The following is an 18,962-nucleotide window of genomic DNA, read 5'->3' on the forward strand; positions in this document are numbered from 1 at the left end:
TCATTTCCTTTGTGATGGTGAATGATGCGCAAAGTGATTCTTTAAAATACTTTATGCCCATCCGGATCAAAGACAAACCATGAATCTTGCCCGTAAAACCATCCGTCTGACCTTTTTGTTGGGGTTGGCATTGATCCTGCCCGGCCATGTGTCCCATTCGGGGGCGCAGGGTGTGCCGAACGCGCTTCCTCGCACGGCCATGTCGGGCCAGACTTTGATGACATTCTGTGCCAGCAAACATGACGTTGATGCCGGGTTCTGCAGCGGGTATATCGCCGCCGTGGCCGAAGCCATGCTGGTCCAACCGGCCTATGCCCAACGCGCTTGCGACCATGCCACGGTCAAGCCGCAGCAGCTGGTCGATACGGTGAAGATTGAAGTGGATGCCGACCCATCCCTGACCCGGTTGCCCGCCGGGGTGATGGTGGCGCAGGTGATGGCGATGTCCTATCCCTGCTATAACGATTACGCCCCGGCCGCCGGGGATGTCGTGACCAGCGGTGTCGCCGGCTATCAGGTTGAACCGTTGCCAGCGCCCTCTGTTTCACCCTTCGGCTTGCGTCCGTAAACGATAAACCGTAATCCATACATAATGATCAGAATGCCCGCCATCGTGAACCAGAAGATGGCGTAGGACAGGTGATTGTTGTTGGGCGTCTGCCACGCCTCAACCGGCAGGGGCCAGCCCACATCGTCGCGTTTGGTTTCTTCATAAAACGCCAGCGGCACAACATTCTCCAGATTGTGGGAGACGGCCAATGCAGCGGGGTCCAATGTGAACCACATATTCTGATCCGGCAGGTTTTTCGGTGTGAATGAATTCGTTTGCGTCGGGTGGCGCAGCGTGCCGATGATGGTCACCGTCGGGTCCGGGCGCTGGATAAACGTGTCGGGATCATCACTGACCCAGCCGCGCAACACCGGGATAATCGTGCGCCCGTCAGACAGCAGGAACGGTGTCACCAGATGCGCGCCCGTTTTCTGTCCCATCGGTCTGGGCTTCAGGAAGATTTCGTGGTCGTGCAAATATCGCCCGGTCAATGTGCCACGGATCAGCAAGTCCTTTTCGTCGACCAAGGGCGCAATGGTGCCCGCGTCCAACGCCAACGGCTGGGCCGTGCGCGCCGTTTCAATGCGGGCCAGCAGGTCGTTTTTCCATTGCAGGCGTTGTAACTGCCACGATCCCAGGCCACACAGCACGATCACGCCCGCAAGGGTCAGGGTCGTGGCCCAGAAGGGGAGGCAAAATGGAGTGGGGCGTACGGAGGACATAGCGTGATTATTCTTCCCAGTCGCTGGAACGGTGTTTGTATTGCAGGGCGATGACATAGGCCTTGATGGGACGTAGCAGCCCCACGGTGATGGCCAGCGCCACGAGGGTCCACACAATCACATGCGCCCACAAGGGCGGTGCAAACCAGACCTCGACCAGCAGGGCCAGCGGGACGAGCAGGAAGCTGAGAATAAAAATCAGGAAAACGGCGGGGCCATCGGCGCTGTCATTCTTCGCCAGATCGAAACCACAATGGTCACATTTATCCGCCAGATTCAGGGTCAGGCCCGGCTTGTACAGATTGCCAATGCCGCATTTCGGGCATTTCTGACGCAGGGCCAGCTTCATCAATTCTGTATCAGGGTTCATGTCCATGGTGTGTACTCCTTCAAGGAAAAAACCCTCCCTGTGGTAGGGAGGGTTTTGATTCTTTCAATTCTTTACGGGGCCGGTACGGCGTTGACGCCGACGGTGTTGCCCCACCAGTAAATGGCGACGAACAGGAACAGCCAGACCACGTCAACGAAGTGCCAGTACCAGGCGGCGGCTTCGAAGCCGAAATGGTGTTTCTGGTCAAAGTGACCTTTCTTCGCACGCAGCCAGCACACGAACAGGAACACGGTCCCGACGAAAACGTGGAACCCGTGGAAGCCCGTCGCCATGTAGAAGGCCGAAGCGTAAACGGTGTCTTTGAAGCCGAAGGCGGCATGGTGATATTCGTAAACCTGGAAGCACAGGAAGATCACGCCCAGCAATACGGTCAGGCCCAAAGCCTTAACCGCCTGATCGTTATGGCCGTCCAGAATGGCGTGGTGCGCCCATGTCACGGTGCAGCCAGACAGCAGCAGGATCATGGTCATCAGCAGCGGCAGGCCGAACGGCATGATCACTTCGATCGTCGCCGGCGGCCAGACGAAGCCAATCGCTTCGGTCGGGAACAGGGCGGCGGCGAAGAACGCCCAGAAGAACGCGACGAAGAACATCACTTCGGACGCGATGAACAACGACATGCCATAGCGCAGGCCGATTTCGGCAATCGGGGTGTGGGCTTTTTCTTTTACGGCTTCGAAAATAATGTCCTTCCACCAGAAGAACATAACGGCGGCAACGGACAGCAGGCCCAGGCCAACGCCGACCAACCCCGGAGAGATGCCGAAAATTTCGGTTTTGTGCATGAACAGGACAACCATGGCGGCGAGCAGACCCGCCGCGAACGATCCGGCCATCGGCCAGATGCTGGGGCGAACCATGTGGTACGGGTGCGGTTTGCCGGTGGTGCCGAAATGGGTTCCGGTTGCGTGATGGTCGTGGGCCATGAGTAACAGTCCTTACTGAAAAATCGTAGCGAATCGGTCAACGTGAACCCCGGGCGGGCCGGGGGTCGATATACGGCTCTGTTTTTACTGCTTTTCTGGTTCCAAGGCAACGGTGCCAACCAGTGAATCATCCGCCGCCGGGCCAGTTTTTACGACAACCCCGTTATCCGCCTGGTTAAAGGCCTCCCACGCGGCGTCCAGTTCAGGCGTATCCGCCTTGAAATAGGTGTAGGACAGGGTGATGACCTTCACATCGTCCAGATTGGGGTCTTTGGCCATCTCGGGCGACAGGAAAAACACGACGGGCAGGGTGGTTTCCTGCCCCGGCTGCATGGTTTGCTCGGCGAAGCAGAAACACTGTGTCTTATGAAAATATTTTCCAGCCTTGGCCGGGGTAACATTATAAAGGGCCGTACCCGTGACCGGGACGCGATCCTTGTTTTCCAGACGGAAGCTGGCCAAAGCGGGCTGGCCGATTTTCACCTTCACTTCACGCTGATCAGGCTTGAACGTCCACAGCAGGTTGCGGCCCGTGTCGGTGTTGAAATGAATGGTCACAACACGATCCACGATTTCCGACGGGTCCGGGGCCTCGGCCGACATTTGCGTGGTCCCGCCAAACCCGGTGACGCGGCAGAACAGATTATACAGCGGAACCGCGGCAAAGGACGCTCCAATCATAATGGCAACGGCGGCCAGCACGATAATCAGGATGCGGCGGTTTTTTGTTTGCAGGTCAGGTGTGGACATAGGGGATACTCCATTCACGGTGCGCGTTACGCGCGGAACGGTCAGACGGGATGAATGTTACTGCATCCCGGCTTTGATCTTGATCATGGTGATGATCCAGATCACGGCAACCCAGCCCATGATCGCGGCCAGAATGGTCAGGTTCTTGGTCATTTTCTTTTTGTGCATGTCGGACAGGGGCATATTTATCTCCACTTTATAGTCTGATTAAACAGCGTCGATCATCAGCGCCAGAAACAGCGCAAACAGATAGAATACGGAATAGCCGAACATCAGACGCGCGCTTTTCAGGCTGTCATCCATCAAAACGCGGATCGATGTGAAGACAAAGAAGCCCGACAGGATCAGCGCCGCGATGCCATACCCATATCCGGCAAATCCCATCAATGTCGGCAACAACGACAGCGGCAGCAGGATCAGTGTGTAAACCAGCATCTGGATTTTGGTTTTCCGTTCACCCGCAACAACGGTCATCATCGGGATGTTGGCGCGTTTGTAATCTTCGTTCGCGAACAAGGACAGAGCCCAGAAATGCGGCGGTGTCCAGAAGAAGATCAGCGCGAATAAAACGATGGATTCAATGGTGACCGTACCCGTGACTGCGGCCCAGCCGATCATCGGCGGGAACGCCCCGGCGGCACCGCCAATAACAATATTTTGCGGCGTGCGGCGTTTCAGCCACATGGTGTAAATGATGCTGTAGAAAAGATTGGCAAAGGCCAGCAGGCCGGCGGCGGTCCAGTTGACGGCCACGCCCATGGTCATCACGGACAAAGCCGACAGGACGAGGGCAAAGCTGACCGCTTCGTCCGGGTTCATGCGGCCGCGCGGCAACGGGCGGCCCGCGGTGCGTTTCATCACCGTATCAATGTCGCGCTCGTACCACATATTCACGGCCCCGGCCGCACCCGCGCCAATGGCCAGGCACGCAACGGCCACGGCAATCATAAACGGATGCATATCGGAGAAGCCGGGGGCAACCCACATGCCCGCAAAACCTGAAAAAACGACCAGCGACATCACGCGGGGTTTTAACAAGGCCCAGAAATCCCGCACCCGCGAGGTGTCTTTCGCGGGGGTGGGCTCAGAAATCTGCGGATCGGCTTCGGTTTGTACGTCACTCATGGCCGTTCTTTTAGCCCGAAACGTGATGCAGATGCAAATGCGCGCTGGGTCAGGGCTTATGGGGCCGGGGCGGGGGCGGCCGGGCCCGCTTTTTGACCTTTTTTCTCTGGTTTTACAGAGGCTTGATCGCGGCAAGCCAGAATGTCGTCATAGCTGGGCAAGAGGGCAGGCTCCGTTTCCGGCGGCACCATGATGACCACAGACGGGGCCGCATTCAGCAGATTCTTGGCCACGCGGCGAATATCCGCCGATGTCAGGCCCTGAATCCGCCCGGTCAGCGTGTCCACGCTCAGGATCTGTCCCAGATGCAGGGCTTGTTCCCCATAGATGCCGCAGGTGTCCAGGCTGGTGGACAGCTGGGACAGGGTGGCCATTTCCATCATCGCCTTGACGCTGTCCAGTTCCAGCGCCGTGACCCGTTTGCTGAGGCCGTGCAGTTCCTTGTAGGCGAGGTTGACGATTGTGTGAATATCTTCGGCCTTGCCCATGCCGCCAATGCCAAGAACGCCCAGATTTTTCAAACTGTCGAAATGGCACAGGACGGAACCCGGGTCGATGGTGGTGTGTTTGTCCAGCGCGACATTCAGGCGGGCGTTTGGACCGCCGGCCAGCAGGACGCTGAGCGCTTGGTAGGCGAGTTCATCCGGGTGGTTGTACGCCGCCGCATTAAAGGCAAGCTGGAAATGGCTGCGGTCCAGCCCGTCGATGCTGACGCAATCAATCCCGCTGTGTGCGACAGGGGCGGGCAGGGCCGGAACCGGGGCGGCGGGCAACGATCCGAATTTGCGATCAATCAGCGCCACAAAATCCGCGTGTTTCACCGGACCGGCGGCGACAAAGGCCACATTGTTCGGCACATAATATTGATCACGATACGCCACCAGTTGCGCGGTGGTCAGGGCGCTGACGCTGTCAACTGTGCCAGCAACGGGGCGGCCATAGCATTGATTTTGATAAAGCTGGGTCATGGTCAGATCACGCAGGATCGATCCGGCATCCTCGGCATATTCGCCGATTTCTTCAAGGACGACATCGCGTTCCCCGGCCACGCGGATTTTGTGTCCGGATTCATCCGTGACGATGCCGCCGTTAAAGGCGCGATCGTCCAGGTTGGCTTTGAAAATCATTTCACCGCAAATATCGACGGTTTGGTCCAGATGTTCGGGCAACAGGTCGGAAAAATCATAATTGGTGCTGTCGGTCCCGGTCATGGCGTTGCTGGACCCGCACATTTTATCTTCGACAATCTGGTCGATGATTCCGGGGCCATAGGTGGGCGTGCCGCGGAACATCATATGTTCGATCATATGGGTGATGCCGTTGATGTCCGCTGTTTCATTATCGGACCCGACGCCGACCCAGCCGGATACGCACAGCGTGCCGCTGCGCGTGGCGGTGACCACCTTCAGTCCGTTGGGCAGAATGGTCATTTGTGCGTCGGTGGCCAATGAGGAGCGGCGTTTTTGTGCGGCGCTGAATGCGGTCACCAGCGTATGTTCCGGGCGAACGGGGGCCGCGGGAATATCAACCCCCTGCAATTGTTTGGCCATGGTGGCGCGGATATCATCCGGGGTTGGCATCTTGTCATGCGGGCCAACAGCGGCCAGTGCGTATTTCCCATCGCGCAGCAAAGCGGCGGCGGCGGCGCGGACGTCATCCTGTGTGACGGTGGCCAGTTTTATATCCAGCTCCTCCGGTGTCAGGATGCGGCCCGATTCCATCACCATATAAAGATTCTGGGCACAGGCGGACGCAGCGCTTTCTTTTGACGCTTGAATGGATCGCACCATCCGTGACCGTGCGGCATCCATTGCGTCTTGTGAAAATCCGTTCCGCACCACATCGCCCAGAAGATCGATGGTGCAGTTGATAACCTCTTTGGCTTTGCCGGGGGATGTGCTGGTCTGTACGGTGAAGGCGAAATTGTTGCCCACGGGCGTCATGGCCGCATCAATCGTGTAAACAAGGCCGCGTTTTTCGCGAATTTCCAGCGACAACGGTGCCGCCATGCCACCGGAAAACAGCGATTCCAGCATAAAGAAACTGAAACGAGCCGGGTCATTGGCGTGGGGGGCGGGGAAGCCAAAGGTCAGGAACAATTGCTTGCCCTTGTTGTCCTGCCGCGTGTCGCCGCCAATAAAGGGCAACAAGCCGTCCGGGGTTTGTTGCATCTCTGGCGTATTCGTTACGGTCAAATCGCCAAAGCAGGATTGAACCAGACGTTCGGCCTGCGCCGGTGTGATGTCGCCGGAAAATGACACGACCATTTTGTCCGGGCGGGACAGCATTGCGGTGTGGCGTGCGCGCACCTGATCCACCGTGTATGTGGCGGCCAGGGCGTTGATTTCGTCATCGCTGGGCGTTGTCACGCCGGGTTGGATAAAGGCGGCCTTGATATATTCGTTATAGGCGGTGGCGGCGGGGTCTTTTACTTTGATGGTGGATTCTTCCATCATCTCTTGTTTGACGGTGTCCAGATCTTCGTTGTCAAAACGCGGTTCGCGGATCATGTGGGCGATGACGCGGAAGGCATCCGGTGCAAAACGTTTCAGCGCATTGATGGTCAGGGCCGTACTGTCGCGACCCACGTGGCCATCAAACTGGCACCCCCATGATTCCAATGTGCCGACGATTTCGCTGTAGTCCCATTCATCCGTTCCAGCCCAGAGCATTTCCTGCATCAGAACGCTCATCCCGGTCTGATCTTTGGGGTCATGAATGCGTCCTTGCCCAAAGCCGATGGCCATGCTGACCGTGCCCGTCCCGGGACGGGAATCGCAAACGCAGGTGATGCCGTTGGGCAGGCGGGTGATTTTTGTCATGTCGAGATCCCTGTTTTTACGCTTTTTATGATTATGTCTATTTGCTTAGCATGGCCGGGGGGTGGGTGCATTAAAAAATCTTTGGTGCGGTGCCGCAAATCCGGCGTTTCGGCCAGGCGGGGATAAGGGTGCCAAAGATTTTGACAGCCCCGTAAAACCCCCCTACAACCAAGGGGTAACCATAATCACAAGAATAAAAGAACAGGCAAGGGAGCCCAGCCGATGGCCGATTACCCATTCGACGCATCCGTCAACAACCGTTTCTTCTTCGCCGCCACGGGCATGGACCCGGACGCGGTCACCAAGATCGTGCGCAATGGCCTGGCCAAGGCCGATGGCGGAGAGCTGTATCTGCAACGCACGCAGGGCAAGTCGATTTCATGGTCTGACGGAAAACTGCAATCCAACAGCTCCTCGATGGATCAGGGATTCGGGTTCCGGTATATCGCCGGTGATGCGGTGGCCTATGCCCATTCCAACAATCTGAGCGAAAAAAGCATCGCCAACGCCGCGCGCACCACGCGCGATATTCGCAACCATGCCGACATGATGGGCAAGATTGCCCTGCCCAGCCATGGCGCCAATCGCATTTACACGGGCGAAAGCCCGCTGGCCGACATGACCGAAGCGGCACAGATCCAACTGCTGGGTGAAATTGATGCGTATGTTCGCGCGGCGGATACCCGCATTGTTGATGTGTCGGCGGCGATTTCGACCAGCTGGGATATCGTGACGATTATCCGTCAGGACGGCACACGTCTGGACGATTTGCGTCCGATGAGCAGCCTGAACATCTCCGTCGTAGCCGAGGAAAATGGCCGTCGCGAAACGGGCCGGGGCAGCCTGTCCAGCCGGACAATTCTGACCCGCATGTTCAATGCCAAATCCTGGCATGATGTGGCCGACAAGGCGATTAAGCAGGCGCAAACCAATTTGCGCGCGATTGCCGCACCGTCGGGCGATATGCCGGTGATTGTGGCCAATGGCTGGGGCGGCGTATTGTTGCACGAAGCGGTTGGTCATGGCCTGGAAGGCGATGCCGCCCGCAAAGGCTCGACCGTATTCAAAACCAGCATGATCGGCCAGAAAGTGGCCGCCGATTGCGTCACCATCGTCGATCAGGGCGATTTCACCGAAGCGCGCGGATCGCTGTCCTTCGATGACGAAGGCGTGCCGACCCAACGCAACGTGCTGATCGAAAATGGCATCCTGCGCGGATATATGCAGGATACGTTGAATGCCCGCCTGATGGGTGTGGCCCCGACGGGCAATGGCCGCCGTGAAAGCTATGAACACGCGCCGATCCCGCGCATGACCACCACCTATATGGAAGGTGGGAAATACACGCTGGATGAAATGATTGAATCGGTGGATCGCGGGATTTATGCCGTCGATTTCTCCGGCGGTCAGGTCGATACGGTTAGCGGCAGCTACGTTTTCGCCTCCACCGAGGCCTATCTGATCGAAAACGGCAAAATCGTTGCTCCGGTCAAGGGTGTCATTCTGGAAGGCAACGGCCCGAAATCCATGGGCTTGGTTGAAATGGTCGGCAACGACATGGAAATCGCCCAGAGCGGATCATGTGGCAAGGATGGCCAGTCCGTTCCGGTTGGCATTGGCCAGCCCTCCGTCAAACTGCGCGGCATCCGCGTGGGCGGGACCGAACCGTCATAAGGCTGGGGCCGTCCTTTCCCCGTCCTCTTTATTCCCCCCTCCTAGAGGGAGGGGGTTAGGGGGAGGGGTTAAGAGCCGTCCTTTGTGATTGAATTTATACCCCCTCACCCAACCCTCTCCCCCTGGGAGAGGGCTTTTAAAAGAGGGCCAATAAACAACAAAAAGCCCCACCATCATCTGGCGGGGTTTTTGTTTGTCTGTTGTGATTGGCTTTACGCGATCGTCATGCCGTCGACGCGCAGGGTCGGGGACGACACTTTGCGTTTGAACCGGTCCAGATCATCGGCTGCGACCATGTGTTTGAACATCTCACGCAGATTTCCGGCGATGGGCACGTTGGATACGGCGAAGGCGATTTGTCCATCGCGGATCCAGAATCCTTGCGCCGCCCGGCTGTAATCGCCATTGATCAGGTTGATGCCCTGACCCATCAGGCCCGTGACATACAGTCCGTCCTTAATATCCGCAAACATCTCGGCCAGCTTCATGCCCGGCTCGATCGTCAGGTTGGAGGCGCCGCCCGTCGGGGCCATGCCAAAATGGCGCGAATCTTTCAGGCCCATAAACACGCCGCGCAAGACACCGTTTTCAACCAATGTGCGGTTTTGCGTGGCCATGCTCAGCCCGTTATACATTTTCGACCCCAGCCCGCGCTTCAAATGCGGGTTGTCGATAATGGTGATGCCGGGTGCGAACAGTTCCGTGCCGATTTCATCCAGATTCATGAAGGTGCGTTTGTAACGCAAAACGCCACCCTGAACCGCGGAGGCAAAATGGCCCAGCAGGCCCGCTGCCATGTCCGGTGCGAACAAAACCGGATAACGGCCTGACAGCCCTTTTTGCGGGTTCAATGCCGCTGCGGCCTTGGTGCCGGCGTTGCGGCCAATTGTTGCGGCATCGGGCAGATCATTGCCATGAATGGCAACGCCGTAATCATAATCGCGTTCCATCGCGCCATTTTCTTCGGCAATAACAACCGCATTCATGGAGTGGAAGGTGCCACGGTTGGTGAAGATCACGCCATCGGTATCCAGCGATACGGATGTGCTTTTGTGCCATGATGCGCTGCCACCTTCGGAATTGGTGATTTTTGCAACGCTCAGCGCCGCACTTTCGGCGGTGCGGGCGCGGTCCAGCATGTCACCGGCGGTGGGCACACGCGGATCATACAGATCCAGGCGGTCATTGTGACGGATTGTCGCCAGCATGGATGGGTCCAGCGGGCGGCGTTCCGGATCTTGCTCGGCCAGCTTGATCGCGGCGTGCATGGACGCAATCGCCGCATCGATGTCATCGGGGCTCAGGCTCGACAGGCTGGTGGACGCCGTTTGGTTGCCGATCCAGGCCTGCATCGACACGCCCAGGGATTCCGCCGTTTCCATCTTTTCAATCTGGCCCATGCGCACGCCCACTTCGCGGGCTTCGGACACGCTATAGCTGGCCTCGGCATGATCCACGCCGTCGATCTTTTTGATCTTGTCCAGAATACGCGCCAGCGTATCGGTCATCTCGGTCATTTGTTTGGTGGTTTTCATGTCAGGCTCCCGGTTGTTCGTCTGGCGCAGGTCACAGGCCCGCGCCGCATCATTGTTTTTCGTGTTTTTTGATGGTTTAGGCGTAGCATGCCCGCCCCCTTATGTCAAAATTTAGGGGGCGGTTATGCACGATGAAATTATATTTAAAAACAACGTGTTAAGGATTTGGGGCGCGGGATTTGTCTGGGGCCGGGGTGTTGGGCCGGGTGATTGTATATTGGCTGTTGCGGCGCAAATGGTCGATGGCGCAAAGCAATGTTTTATCCGGCTCGCCGCTGAACAGGCGCAAATCGTCATTGGCGATCTGGGTTTTAAAATCATCGCGGACGCGGCATGTCTGGCTGGCCTTGCGGGCGGCGATTTTGTCGGCATCGGGGTTTTTGATCATGCGGTCTTTGTCGCGTTCATGTTCTTTCAACCTCGCTTCGACCCCTTCGACTAAAATGTCGGGCATGATTCCGTACCCTTGCAAAAATGCACCAGAGGGCAGGCGGTACAACGCCGTTGTGATACGGATGGCATCATCGCGGTTCTTGTCAAAACGGCTGAGGTAAATCGGGCTTTGCACCGATCCCTTGCCATAGGATTGTGTGCCAACAATGGTGGCGCGTTTATGATCCTGCAAGGCACCGGACAGAATTTCGGCGGCAGATGCGGTCGCGTCGTTGACCAGAACGGCCAGCGGTGCCCCGTTCAGGATATCACCGCGCGTAATTTTCTCATCATAGCTGAATTTTTTATTTTCAACGGTGACCGAAACGCCAGTTTCAGAGTCAATAAAATTATTGGCAAGGCGTGCAGCCAGTGTGACCCGTCCACCGGGGTTGTTGCGTAAATCCAGAACAAATCCACGCAACGGGGTGCCGTTATGTGCCTGTTTCATTTCACGAATGGCATCGTTGATGGTGTTGAATGATGACAAGTCGCTGAAATTACGCAGGCGAATATACCCGATATCGTTATCAATCACGTTGTAACGGACGGAGGAGAATGTCACGACACTGCGTTTCAGGGTCATTGTTTTTTCTTCCGTTTCGCCCCTCGGTATGATGCTCAGCGTCACGGGGGTTCCCACTTCGCCCAGGATCATTTCCGCGGCTTCGTTGAATTTTCCGGCGACGCTCGTATTCTCGACTTTGGTGATAATGTCGCCGCGCTTTATGCCGGCGGCTTTGGCCGGTCCGTCATCGGCTGTGTCTTCAATCACCAAGCCACCAATGCGGTTATCGTTTTGATAAATTATGCCGATACCCTTCAAAGTGCTTTTGCCGATAATGGATTCGCGCACTTCCTCGGGTGTAACGTAATAATCATGGGGGCTGACGCGGGACAGGGCGCCAGTAATGGCGTCGATAATGATTTTTTCGTGTTCATCCTTGGAAATACCTTCGCCATCAATCAGGGCTTTGATCTGTGCGTCACTGCTGTTTGCAAGGTCGGGGCTGCGCATTTCGCGCACGTGGTCGATCGCGCCGCGGATCATGTCGTCAATTTGTGGATTGGCGAAAGATTCTTTTGCCACGTCATCCAGCAATCTGTTCATCAAATCATATTTGAAATAGCGCGTCGGCACAGGTTCGGCGGGCGCCGTGTTTTGTGCGTTTGCAACGGGTTCTGTCGTTTCAACGGAAACGCACCCCGTGCCCAGGACACAGGAGGATGCCAAAAAAAGAGCGCAAAGCTTTTTCGCTGTGGAGGTCATTCTATGCGATATCCCTGTTTTTATTCTCGTTTTTTGTTTTGTTAGGCATGACGGTAGGGCAGGGGGGCGAAGCCTGTCAAGAAAACGATCCTCGAAAAAGCAAATTCCCGGCCAAAGCCGGGGATTTGTTTCGCTGTTTCAGTCATCCCCCAAGCCCCGAAGAGGGGCGTCAGGGTGTGGGGGCCGGATGGGCCCCCGGATGGGCCGAGGGCAGCGGGATCGTGCGTGTATGGGTTTCCGTGCGGCGCAGATGGTCCAGCGCGCAGAGCAATGTACGGTCGGGCTGGCCGCGATAATCGCGGAAATCGGGTTTCAGGCTGGGCGCGGTCACCGTGTTTTTCAGCAGGCAATGCGCGCCGGATCGCCGCAGCGGTTTTCCCGTGCCGTTCGGATTGGCCAGCACATTGTCCAGATCGCGTTCATGATCCTGCAATAACGGCGTGACATCTTCGACCAGGATGTCGGGCGTGATGCCGATATTCTGGATCGACGCCCCAGAGGGCAGGTAATACATGGCGGATGTGACCTTCATCGCGTCGTGGCGATCCGGCCAGATGCGGCCCAGTGAAATGCGCGTCTGCACCGATCCCTTGCCATAGGATTGAATGCCAAAGACCGTGGCGCGGTGATGGTCCTGCAACGATCCGGACACGATTTCGGCGGCGGAGGCCGATCCATCATCAATCAGGACGCTCAGCGGTTTGCCGTCAAGCATATCGCCGGGATGCGTTTTTTCGCTGTAGGTGTAATTGCGGGCGCGCACTTCGACGCTGGGGGCGCCCGCCTTGTCGACGAAGGCATCGACCAGCATACGGGCTTCCTGCACCAAACCGCCGGGATTGCCACGCAGGTCCAGGATGTAGCCCTTCACGCGGTCCGCGCCGATGGATTGTTCCAAGGCGGCCATGGCGTTGACCACCGCCCCGGCCGATCCGCGCGATGAAAAATCACGCAGCCGGACGTAGCCGATATCACCAATCGCTTTGGCCGCAGTGGGTGTGTATCGGTATGTGTCGCGCGTGATTGTGATGTTCTGTGGGGTGTTTTCACCCATACGGCGAATGGTCATGGTGACGGGCGTGCCCTTGTCGCCGACAATCAGGGCGCGGGCCTCCTTTGTTTTTAATCCGGCGACGGGTTTTCCATCAACCGCGGTGACGATGTCGCCGATATGCAGGCCGGATTTAAAGGCCGGGCCGTGATCAACCATATCAAAAATCACCAATCCGCCCGCCTTCTCATCCATTTCGAATGAAATGCCGATGCCTGTAACCTTGGGGCTGCCGCGCCAGAGTTGCTGGACCTCTTCCGCCGTCATATAGGCGTCGTGTGGGCTGAGGATTTTGGCCAATCCCTTGACGCCGCCGACGATCATTTTTTCGCGTGTTGCGGGATCGATGTCGGGTGCGTCGATCAGGGTGCGGATCTGATCATCGGTCTGTGTCTTATAGGAATCGCCCAATTCCGCGCGCACGCCATCAATAATGCCTGCGGCCATGGCGGATGTATCGCGCCCGACAACGGAGTAATACGACGTTGTTTTCAGCAATTCATTGAAGGGGCCGTATTTGAATGGTGGGGCTTCGGCGCTTAATGTTTGCGGGGCTTGTTCTGCGGGGGCGTTAGGCTGGGTGCTGCATCCGGCGGCGGACAGGCCGAGCGTTGCGGCAAAGAAATCCAGCGAAAGGGTTTTGGCCCGGATGCGCATGTCAGTAATCCCTGTTGGTCGTTTTTAAATTTTTGTTTGTCCGACCCTAGGACGCTTCGGCAAAAACTGTCAAGAAATGCTGGCCCTCAATGTGAGGGCCAGCGGTCTTGTATTGTTATATCAGTGTGTTGCCAGTTATACGCCGGGCTGGGGTGCTGGCGTAAATGGTGTCGTGGTCGTTTGTTTGGGGGTTCCCCGGACGTGTTCCAGCGCACAGAGCAAAGCCTTGTCCACCGTTTTGCTGGAGATGCGGGCATCGGCAATGACGGTGGTGGGTGTGACATTGTCGTTGATGGCGCAGGTGGATTTGGGTTGGACCGGTGGCGTTGTGCCCTCCGGGTTGTCCAGTGTGTTTTCCAAATCCCGTTCATGTTCGGGGAAAACGTCTTCGATGCCTTCTACAAAGATGTCCGGCATGATGCCAACGCCTTGAATGGATGCCCCGGATGGCAGGTGATACAACGCACTGGTGAACTTGATGCCGTCCTTGCGATCGGGGAATTTCACGCTCAACGGCAGGACGCTTTGGACGGATCCCTTGCCAAAGCTTTGCGTGCCGATAATGGTGGCGCGACCAAAATCCTTCAAAGCCCCGGCCAGAATTTCCGATGCCGATGCCGACCCGTCATTGATCAGCACGACCAGTTTCTTGCCATTCAGCATATCGCCCGGTGTGGCGTTAAACGTTTCGGAAATATGACCACCGCGTTTACGAACGGTCAGGATGGGGTCCGTGGAATCGACGAACATATCGACCAGTGTGGCGGCCTGTTCCAGCAGGCCCCCCGTGTTGGAGCGCAAGTCGATGATATAGCCCGCAGGATTATGCTTCGCAGCGTGTGTCAGGGCGGCCCGGATTTTCTTCGGGCTGTCATCGTGCAGAAAATCACGCAACGCGACGTAGGACACGTCCCCGATCATCTTGCTGGATACAGATGGAATCGTGAACGGCGCGCGGGTGATGGTGAAATCCAGATCCTGATCATCGCGGCGAACGCGGATGGACATTGTCGTATCGGCGGGGCCGCCGATTGATTCATAAAGGGTTTTAAAATTATTTTTGGTCAGCGTTTCGCCGTTAATCGCGATGATCTGGTCGTCGGCCTGTAATCCGGCCTTGTGTGCGCCGCCACCCTCAATCGCTTCGATGATGCGGATGCTGCCAATATCTTTTTCCACGCTGACAATCACGCCGATCCCGGTTTTGGGTTTTTCGTTCCCTCTGAGGACGTCCATCTGCTCGGGTGTCAGGTAGGAATCGTGTGGGCTGAGTGTTTTCAGCATGCCGTCGATAGCGCCCTTGCTCAGTTGATCCGGGTCGACCTCATGCACGGACCGGTTTTGAAGAACATTTCGAACGGTCATGTAGAGGTCAATTGTTTCCATCTCCTTCATGGTCATAGGAACCATGAAGACGGGCTCAGACTGTGGGCCGATATCCGGGGATTCGACGACGATTTTTGGGGTTGCTTCGTCTTCTTCCGTGACCGGGGCGGCAACGGGAGCGGCGACAGATTCCGGGGCCGTTGCCGGGGATTCTGCCGGGATTTCCGCCGGGGTTGTCGCAGGCGTAGCCGTGTTTGTGTCCATGTTCGGGCGGTCGGCGTTGGCGTCTTTAGCCGTGGCGCATCCGAACACGCCAGCGCCCAGTGCCGCTGCCAGAAATACGGAGCGTAAAATTTTCGAATGTAATGTCATTGTCTGGTCCTGCTCGGTTCAGTTACGGCTTCGGCTGTGGCACCGGCGTAATCGTTGCGTTTTTCGACGCTGTTCCCGTTGTGCTGTTCAGGTGTTTGATGGCGCACAGCAGGGCTTTGTCGACATCGTCGCGACCCCAGCGATAATCGCGGCCCAAATTTTTCCACGTCACACCATCCTTGATGGTGCAGGTGTGGGTTTGGGTGCGTTTTTGCTCGGTATCGCCGTTCGGGTTGTCGACGTTGTTGGCCAAATCGCGTTCGTGCTTGATGTTCGATTCATCAATGCCTTCGACCAGAATGTCCGGGGTGATGCCGATATTCTGGATCGACCGGCCCGTGGGCAAATGGTACAGCGCGTTCGTGATTTTGATACCGTCTTCACGACCGGGAATAAACATGCCGAAAGGCATGATGGCCTGGGCGGAGCCCTTGCCAAAGGATGGGGTGCCGATCAATGTGGCGCGGTTGAAATCCTGCAACGCGCCGGCCACGATTTCGGATGCCGATGCCGATCCGCCATTGATCAGAACGACCATATTCTTGCCGTTCAGCATGTCGCCCGGTTCGGCGGTCCAGGCATGTTTGACCACGCCGTTGGCGCCGCGAATATCCACGATCGGCATATCCTGTGGGTCCACGAACAGGTCGGTGATTTCCGCGGCCATGTCCAATCGGCCACCGCCATTATAGCGCAGGTCGAGAATGTAACCGTTGACCGGCTTGGTCCCGGCTTTGGCTTCCAGTTTTTTGAAGGCGTCGGCGACCTGTGTATCGACGTCCCCTTCCATAAAGCTGGCCAGGCGGACATAGGCGATGTCGCCGATCAATTTGGCGTCAACGGGTTTCAAAACCACTTCGTCACGGATGATGGTCAAGCTTTGCGGCTTGCCATCGCGTTCAAAATTCAGCGTGACGGGCGTGCCCTTCTCCCCGCGGATCAGGTCGATGGCTTTGGCGATGTCCATGTCCAGGATGGATTGGCCGTTGACGTGGGTAATCGCATCACCAATTTGCAGGCCTGTTTTTTCCGCGGGGCCCCCTTCGACCAGGCTTTGAACGATAATACGGCCCTTATCCTTTTCTTTTTCCAGTCCGGCACCGATCCCCTTCAGGGTTTCGGGTTTGCCGCTCATATATCCCTTCATGTCTTCGGCGGTGATATAGGCGTCGTGCGGGGTCAGGGTTTTCAGCATGCCGTCAACCGCGCCCTGCAACATTTTGTCGCGGTCGCGGGCTTGCGGCATGACGGAGTTGTCTTCGGCCAGGCGGCGGGCAATTCCGTACACCATGATGCGCTCAAATTCTTCGCGGCTGCCCAGGTCGATCGTATAAGGAGAAGGCCCGCGCGGCTTTGCACCCGTGGTCACGGGTTCGGACGGTTTCGGCGCGTCGGTGGCGGCCGTGTTGTCACTGGTCGTGGCGCATCCGCTTAACCCCAGGCCGATGGCGGTGGTCAGAAAAAGGGCGGAAAGGGTTTTGGATTGCAGACGCATTATATGTATCCCTGTTTAAAGTTATTCTTTTTTGTTTGAAGGGCCTGATCCTAGGACTCGTGTGGCGCTTCTGTCAAATCATTTGTCCCTGTTAATTCGGGCATAAAAAACACCCCCGAAACGGGGGTGTTTTCTTTAATTTCAATCGCTTGTCCGATTATTTCACCGTCGGTTGAACCTCGAACTGGTGGAACGGCGGCGGCGAGGACAGGGTCCATTCGAACGTCATGCTCTGCGGACCATTGTTCCAGTAGTTGTCGCCAACGCGACGGCCAAAGAACAGGGTGTAGAACACGATGAACACGAACAGGATCGTCGACGCCCCGGCCAGATAGGCCCCCAACGAGGACACATAGTTCCACAAATGGAAACCGTAATCCTGCGTCATGATCCACTGGATCTTCTCAACCGGGTTGACGAAGAAGCCTTGCAGATGTTCCGGAGGCAGCGGCGCCTGGTAGTCCACGTAACGACGCGGCATACCGGCCAAGCCTAAGAAGTGCTGCGGGAAGAACACCAGGTTCACGCCGATAAAGGTCATGAAGAAGTGCAGCTTGCCCAGGAACTCCGGATACTGGCGGCCAGACATTTTACCGATCCAGTAATAGAAGCCCGCGAACAGAGCGAACACAGCACCCAGCGACAGCACGTAGTGGAAGTGGGCCACGACGTAGTATGTGTCGTGCAGGGCCAGATCCATACCGCCGTTGGCCAGAACCACGCCCGTTACACCGCCAACGGTGAACAGGAAGATGAAGCCAATCGCCCACAGCATCGGGGTTTTGAATTCAATCGACCCGCCCCACATGGTGGCGATCCAGGAGAAGATTTTGATCCCCGTCGGAACGGCAATGATCAGCGTTGCGGCCGTGAAGTATGCACGGGTGTCAACATCCATACCCACCGCGAACATGTGGTGCGCCCAGACGATGAAACCAACGGCACCAATCGCCACCATCGCATAGGCCATGCCCAGATAACCGAACACCGGCTTCTTGGAGAAGGTCGAGATGATGTGGGAGATGATACCGAAGGCCGGCAAGATCATGATGTACACTTCCGGGTGGCCGAAGAACCAGAACAAGTGCTGGAACAGGATCGGGTCGCCACCGCCTTCCGGTTTGAAGAAGGACGTGCCGAAGTTACGGTCGGTCAGCAACATGGTGATCGCACCGCCCAGAACCGGCAGGGACAGAACCAGCAGGAACGCGGTGACCAGCATAGCCCAGACGAACAGCGGCATTTTGTGCAGCGTCATGCCCGGGGCCCGCATGTTGAAGATCGTGGTGATGAAGTTTGCAGCACCCAGAATGGATGACGCACCGGCCAGGTGAAGGGCGAAAATCGCCATATCCACCGACATGTCCGGGTGCCCCAGCGTGGATGACAACGGCGGATAGACCGTCCAGCCCGTTCCCGCACCAACACCGATCAGGGTGGAGCAGGCCAGCAGCAGGAACGCCGGAACCATCAGCCAGAACGAAATATTGTTCAACCGGGGGAACGCCATATCCGGCGCGCCGATCAACAACGGAACGAACCAGTTGCCGAACCCGCCAATCAAGCCGGGCATAACAACGAAGAACACCATGATCAGGCCGTGGGCCGTGATCCAGACGTTCCACATCTGGCCATCAGCCGCCAGCTGCAGACCCGGGTCCTGCAATTCGGCCCGCATCATCATCGAGAAGAAGCCGCCGATCAGGCCAGCCACGATCGAGAAGATGATATACAGCGTTCCGATATCCTTGTGGTTCGTTGAACAGAACCACCGGGTAAAGAAACCAGGTTTATGATCATGTGCATGATCATCATGGTGTGTTGTATGAGCGTTCATGGTTACGCGTTCCTTTTGGTCTTTTTA

The 18,962-nt window shown here is 56.9% G+C and carries 15 protein-coding genes; 2 read left to right on the top strand and 13 right to left on the bottom strand.

All coding sequences use genetic code 11. The features are described from left to right. The first annotated feature begins 79 nt into the window (after positions 1-79). On the top strand, positions 80-568 hold the full coding sequence (locus MICA_RS01120) for a Rap1a/Tai family immunity protein (RefSeq protein ID WP_041793717.1): 489 nt from the start codon (positions 80-82) through the stop codon (positions 566-568). Here the strand turns inward: MICA_RS01120 and MICA_RS01125 are convergent. The 7 genes from MICA_RS01125 to MICA_RS01150 form a co-directional block, all read right to left on the bottom strand. Beyond that, entirely contained in the window at positions 514-1,272 is a 759-nt protein-coding gene (locus tag MICA_RS01125) for an SURF1 family protein (RefSeq protein ID WP_081463054.1), read from the bottom strand. The genes MICA_RS01120 and MICA_RS01125 overlap by 55 nt on opposite strands. A gap of 7 nt (positions 1,273-1,279) precedes the next feature. Continuing rightward, the gene (locus tag MICA_RS01130) at positions 1,280-1,648 is read right to left on the bottom strand and encodes a DUF983 domain-containing protein (RefSeq protein ID WP_014101812.1); all 369 of its coding nucleotides are present in this window, start codon (positions 1,646-1,648) and stop codon (positions 1,280-1,282) included. 65 nt (positions 1,649-1,713) lie between these two features. Further along, a complete protein-coding gene (locus tag MICA_RS01135) occupies positions 1,714-2,589 on the bottom strand; it encodes a cytochrome c oxidase subunit 3 (RefSeq protein WP_014101813.1) in 876 nt (291 codons plus the stop codon). Positions 2,590-2,673: 84 nt separating this feature from the next. Next, positions 2,674-3,339, bottom strand: coding sequence for a cytochrome c oxidase assembly protein (locus tag MICA_RS01140; RefSeq protein ID WP_014101814.1), 666 nt, complete (start codon positions 3,337-3,339; stop codon positions 2,674-2,676). 57 nt (positions 3,340-3,396) lie between these two features. Continuing rightward, positions 3,397-3,522, bottom strand: a complete 126-nt coding sequence (locus MICA_RS12390) for a hypothetical protein (RefSeq protein ID WP_014101815.1) — start codon at positions 3,520-3,522, stop codon at positions 3,397-3,399. Positions 3,523-3,546: 24 nt separating this feature from the next. Next, positions 3,547-4,464 carry a heme o synthase gene (gene cyoE, locus MICA_RS01145; protein WP_014101816.1) on the bottom strand — a complete coding sequence of 306 codons (918 nt, stop codon included), beginning with the start codon at positions 4,462-4,464 and terminating at the stop codon, positions 3,547-3,549. 56 nt (positions 4,465-4,520) lie between these two features. Beyond that, entirely contained in the window at positions 4,521-7,286 is a 2,766-nt protein-coding gene (locus MICA_RS01150; RefSeq protein WP_014101817.1) for a M16 family metallopeptidase, read from the bottom strand. Positions 7,287-7,508: 222 nt separating this feature from the next. Between MICA_RS01150 and MICA_RS01155 the strand changes: the two genes are divergently transcribed. Further along, a complete protein-coding gene (locus tag MICA_RS01155) occupies positions 7,509-8,960 on the top strand; it encodes a TldD/PmbA family protein (RefSeq protein ID WP_014101818.1) in 1,452 nt (483 codons plus the stop codon). A 212-nt stretch (positions 8,961-9,172) separates the two neighbouring features. On the opposite strand, the gene MICA_RS01160 is transcribed toward MICA_RS01155, so the two are convergent. The 6 genes from MICA_RS01160 to ctaD form a co-directional block, all read right to left on the bottom strand. Further along, entirely contained in the window at positions 9,173-10,495 is a 1,323-nt protein-coding gene (locus MICA_RS01160) for a TldD/PmbA family protein (protein ID WP_014101819.1), read from the bottom strand. Between the two features lie 157 nt (positions 10,496-10,652). Further along, positions 10,653-12,197 carry a S41 family peptidase gene (locus MICA_RS01165; RefSeq protein WP_014101820.1) on the bottom strand — a complete coding sequence of 515 codons (1,545 nt, stop codon included), beginning with the start codon at positions 12,195-12,197 and terminating at the stop codon, positions 10,653-10,655. Between the two features lie 169 nt (positions 12,198-12,366). Continuing rightward, positions 12,367-13,905 carry a S41 family peptidase gene (locus MICA_RS01170; RefSeq protein WP_014101821.1) on the bottom strand — a complete coding sequence of 513 codons (1,539 nt, stop codon included), beginning with the start codon at positions 13,903-13,905 and terminating at the stop codon, positions 12,367-12,369. A 135-nt stretch (positions 13,906-14,040) separates the two neighbouring features. After that, positions 14,041-15,603: a S41 family peptidase gene (locus tag MICA_RS01175; protein ID WP_014101822.1), complete on the bottom strand. Its 1,563-nt coding sequence runs from the start codon at positions 15,601-15,603 to the stop codon at positions 14,041-14,043. Between the two features lie 22 nt (positions 15,604-15,625). After that, positions 15,626-17,098 (bottom strand): S41 family peptidase, encoded by a 1,473-nt coding sequence (locus MICA_RS01180; protein WP_014101823.1) that lies wholly within the window; start codon positions 17,096-17,098, stop codon positions 15,626-15,628. 157 nt (positions 17,099-17,255) lie between these two features. After that, positions 17,256-18,935, bottom strand: coding sequence for a cytochrome c oxidase subunit I (gene ctaD / locus MICA_RS01185; RefSeq protein ID WP_014101824.1), 1,680 nt, complete (start codon positions 18,933-18,935; stop codon positions 17,256-17,258). Between the last annotated feature and the right edge of the window lie 27 nt (positions 18,936-18,962).

This window comes from Micavibrio aeruginosavorus ARL-13, assembly GCF_000226315.1.
GTDB lineage: Bacteria > Pseudomonadota > Alphaproteobacteria > Micavibrionales > Micavibrionaceae > Micavibrio > Micavibrio aeruginosavorus_B.

What these genes read in the sequence shown, in the direction of transcription:
- MICA_RS01120 (WP_041793717.1), top strand. Translation starts at nt 80, where the DNA reads ATGAATCTTGCCCGTAAAACCATCCGTCTGACCTTTTTGTTGGGGTTG.
- MICA_RS01125 (WP_081463054.1), bottom strand. Translation starts at nt 1,272, where the DNA reads ATGTCCTCCGTACGCCCCACTCCATTTTGCCTCCCCTTCTGGGCCACG.
- MICA_RS01130 (WP_014101812.1), bottom strand. Translation starts at nt 1,648, where the DNA reads ATGGACATGAACCCTGATACAGAATTGATGAAGCTGGCCCTGCGTCAG.
- MICA_RS01135 (WP_014101813.1), bottom strand. Translation starts at nt 2,589, where the DNA reads ATGGCCCACGACCATCACGCAACCGGAACCCATTTCGGCACCACCGGC.
- MICA_RS01140 (WP_014101814.1), bottom strand. Translation starts at nt 3,339, where the DNA reads ATGTCCACACCTGACCTGCAAACAAAAAACCGCCGCATCCTGATTATC.
- MICA_RS12390 (WP_014101815.1), bottom strand. Translation starts at nt 3,522, where the DNA reads ATGCCCCTGTCCGACATGCACAAAAAGAAAATGACCAAGAACCTGACC.
- cyoE (WP_014101816.1), bottom strand. Translation starts at nt 4,464, where the DNA reads ATGAGTGACGTACAAACCGAAGCCGATCCGCAGATTTCTGAGCCCACC.
- MICA_RS01150 (WP_014101817.1), bottom strand. Translation starts at nt 7,286, where the DNA reads ATGACAAAAATCACCCGCCTGCCCAACGGCATCACCTGCGTTTGCGAT.
- MICA_RS01155 (WP_014101818.1), top strand. Translation starts at nt 7,509, where the DNA reads ATGGCCGATTACCCATTCGACGCATCCGTCAACAACCGTTTCTTCTTC.
- MICA_RS01160 (WP_014101819.1), bottom strand. Translation starts at nt 10,495, where the DNA reads ATGAAAACCACCAAACAAATGACCGAGATGACCGATACGCTGGCGCGT.
- MICA_RS01165 (WP_014101820.1), bottom strand. Translation starts at nt 12,197, where the DNA reads ATGACCTCCACAGCGAAAAAGCTTTGCGCTCTTTTTTTGGCATCCTCC.
- MICA_RS01170 (WP_014101821.1), bottom strand. Translation starts at nt 13,905, where the DNA reads ATGCGCATCCGGGCCAAAACCCTTTCGCTGGATTTCTTTGCCGCAACG.
- MICA_RS01175 (WP_014101822.1), bottom strand. Translation starts at nt 15,603, where the DNA reads ATGACATTACATTCGAAAATTTTACGCTCCGTATTTCTGGCAGCGGCA.
- MICA_RS01180 (WP_014101823.1), bottom strand. Translation starts at nt 17,098, where the DNA reads ATGCGTCTGCAATCCAAAACCCTTTCCGCCCTTTTTCTGACCACCGCC.
- ctaD (WP_014101824.1), bottom strand. Translation starts at nt 18,935, where the DNA reads ATGAACGCTCATACAACACACCATGATGATCATGCACATGATCATAAA.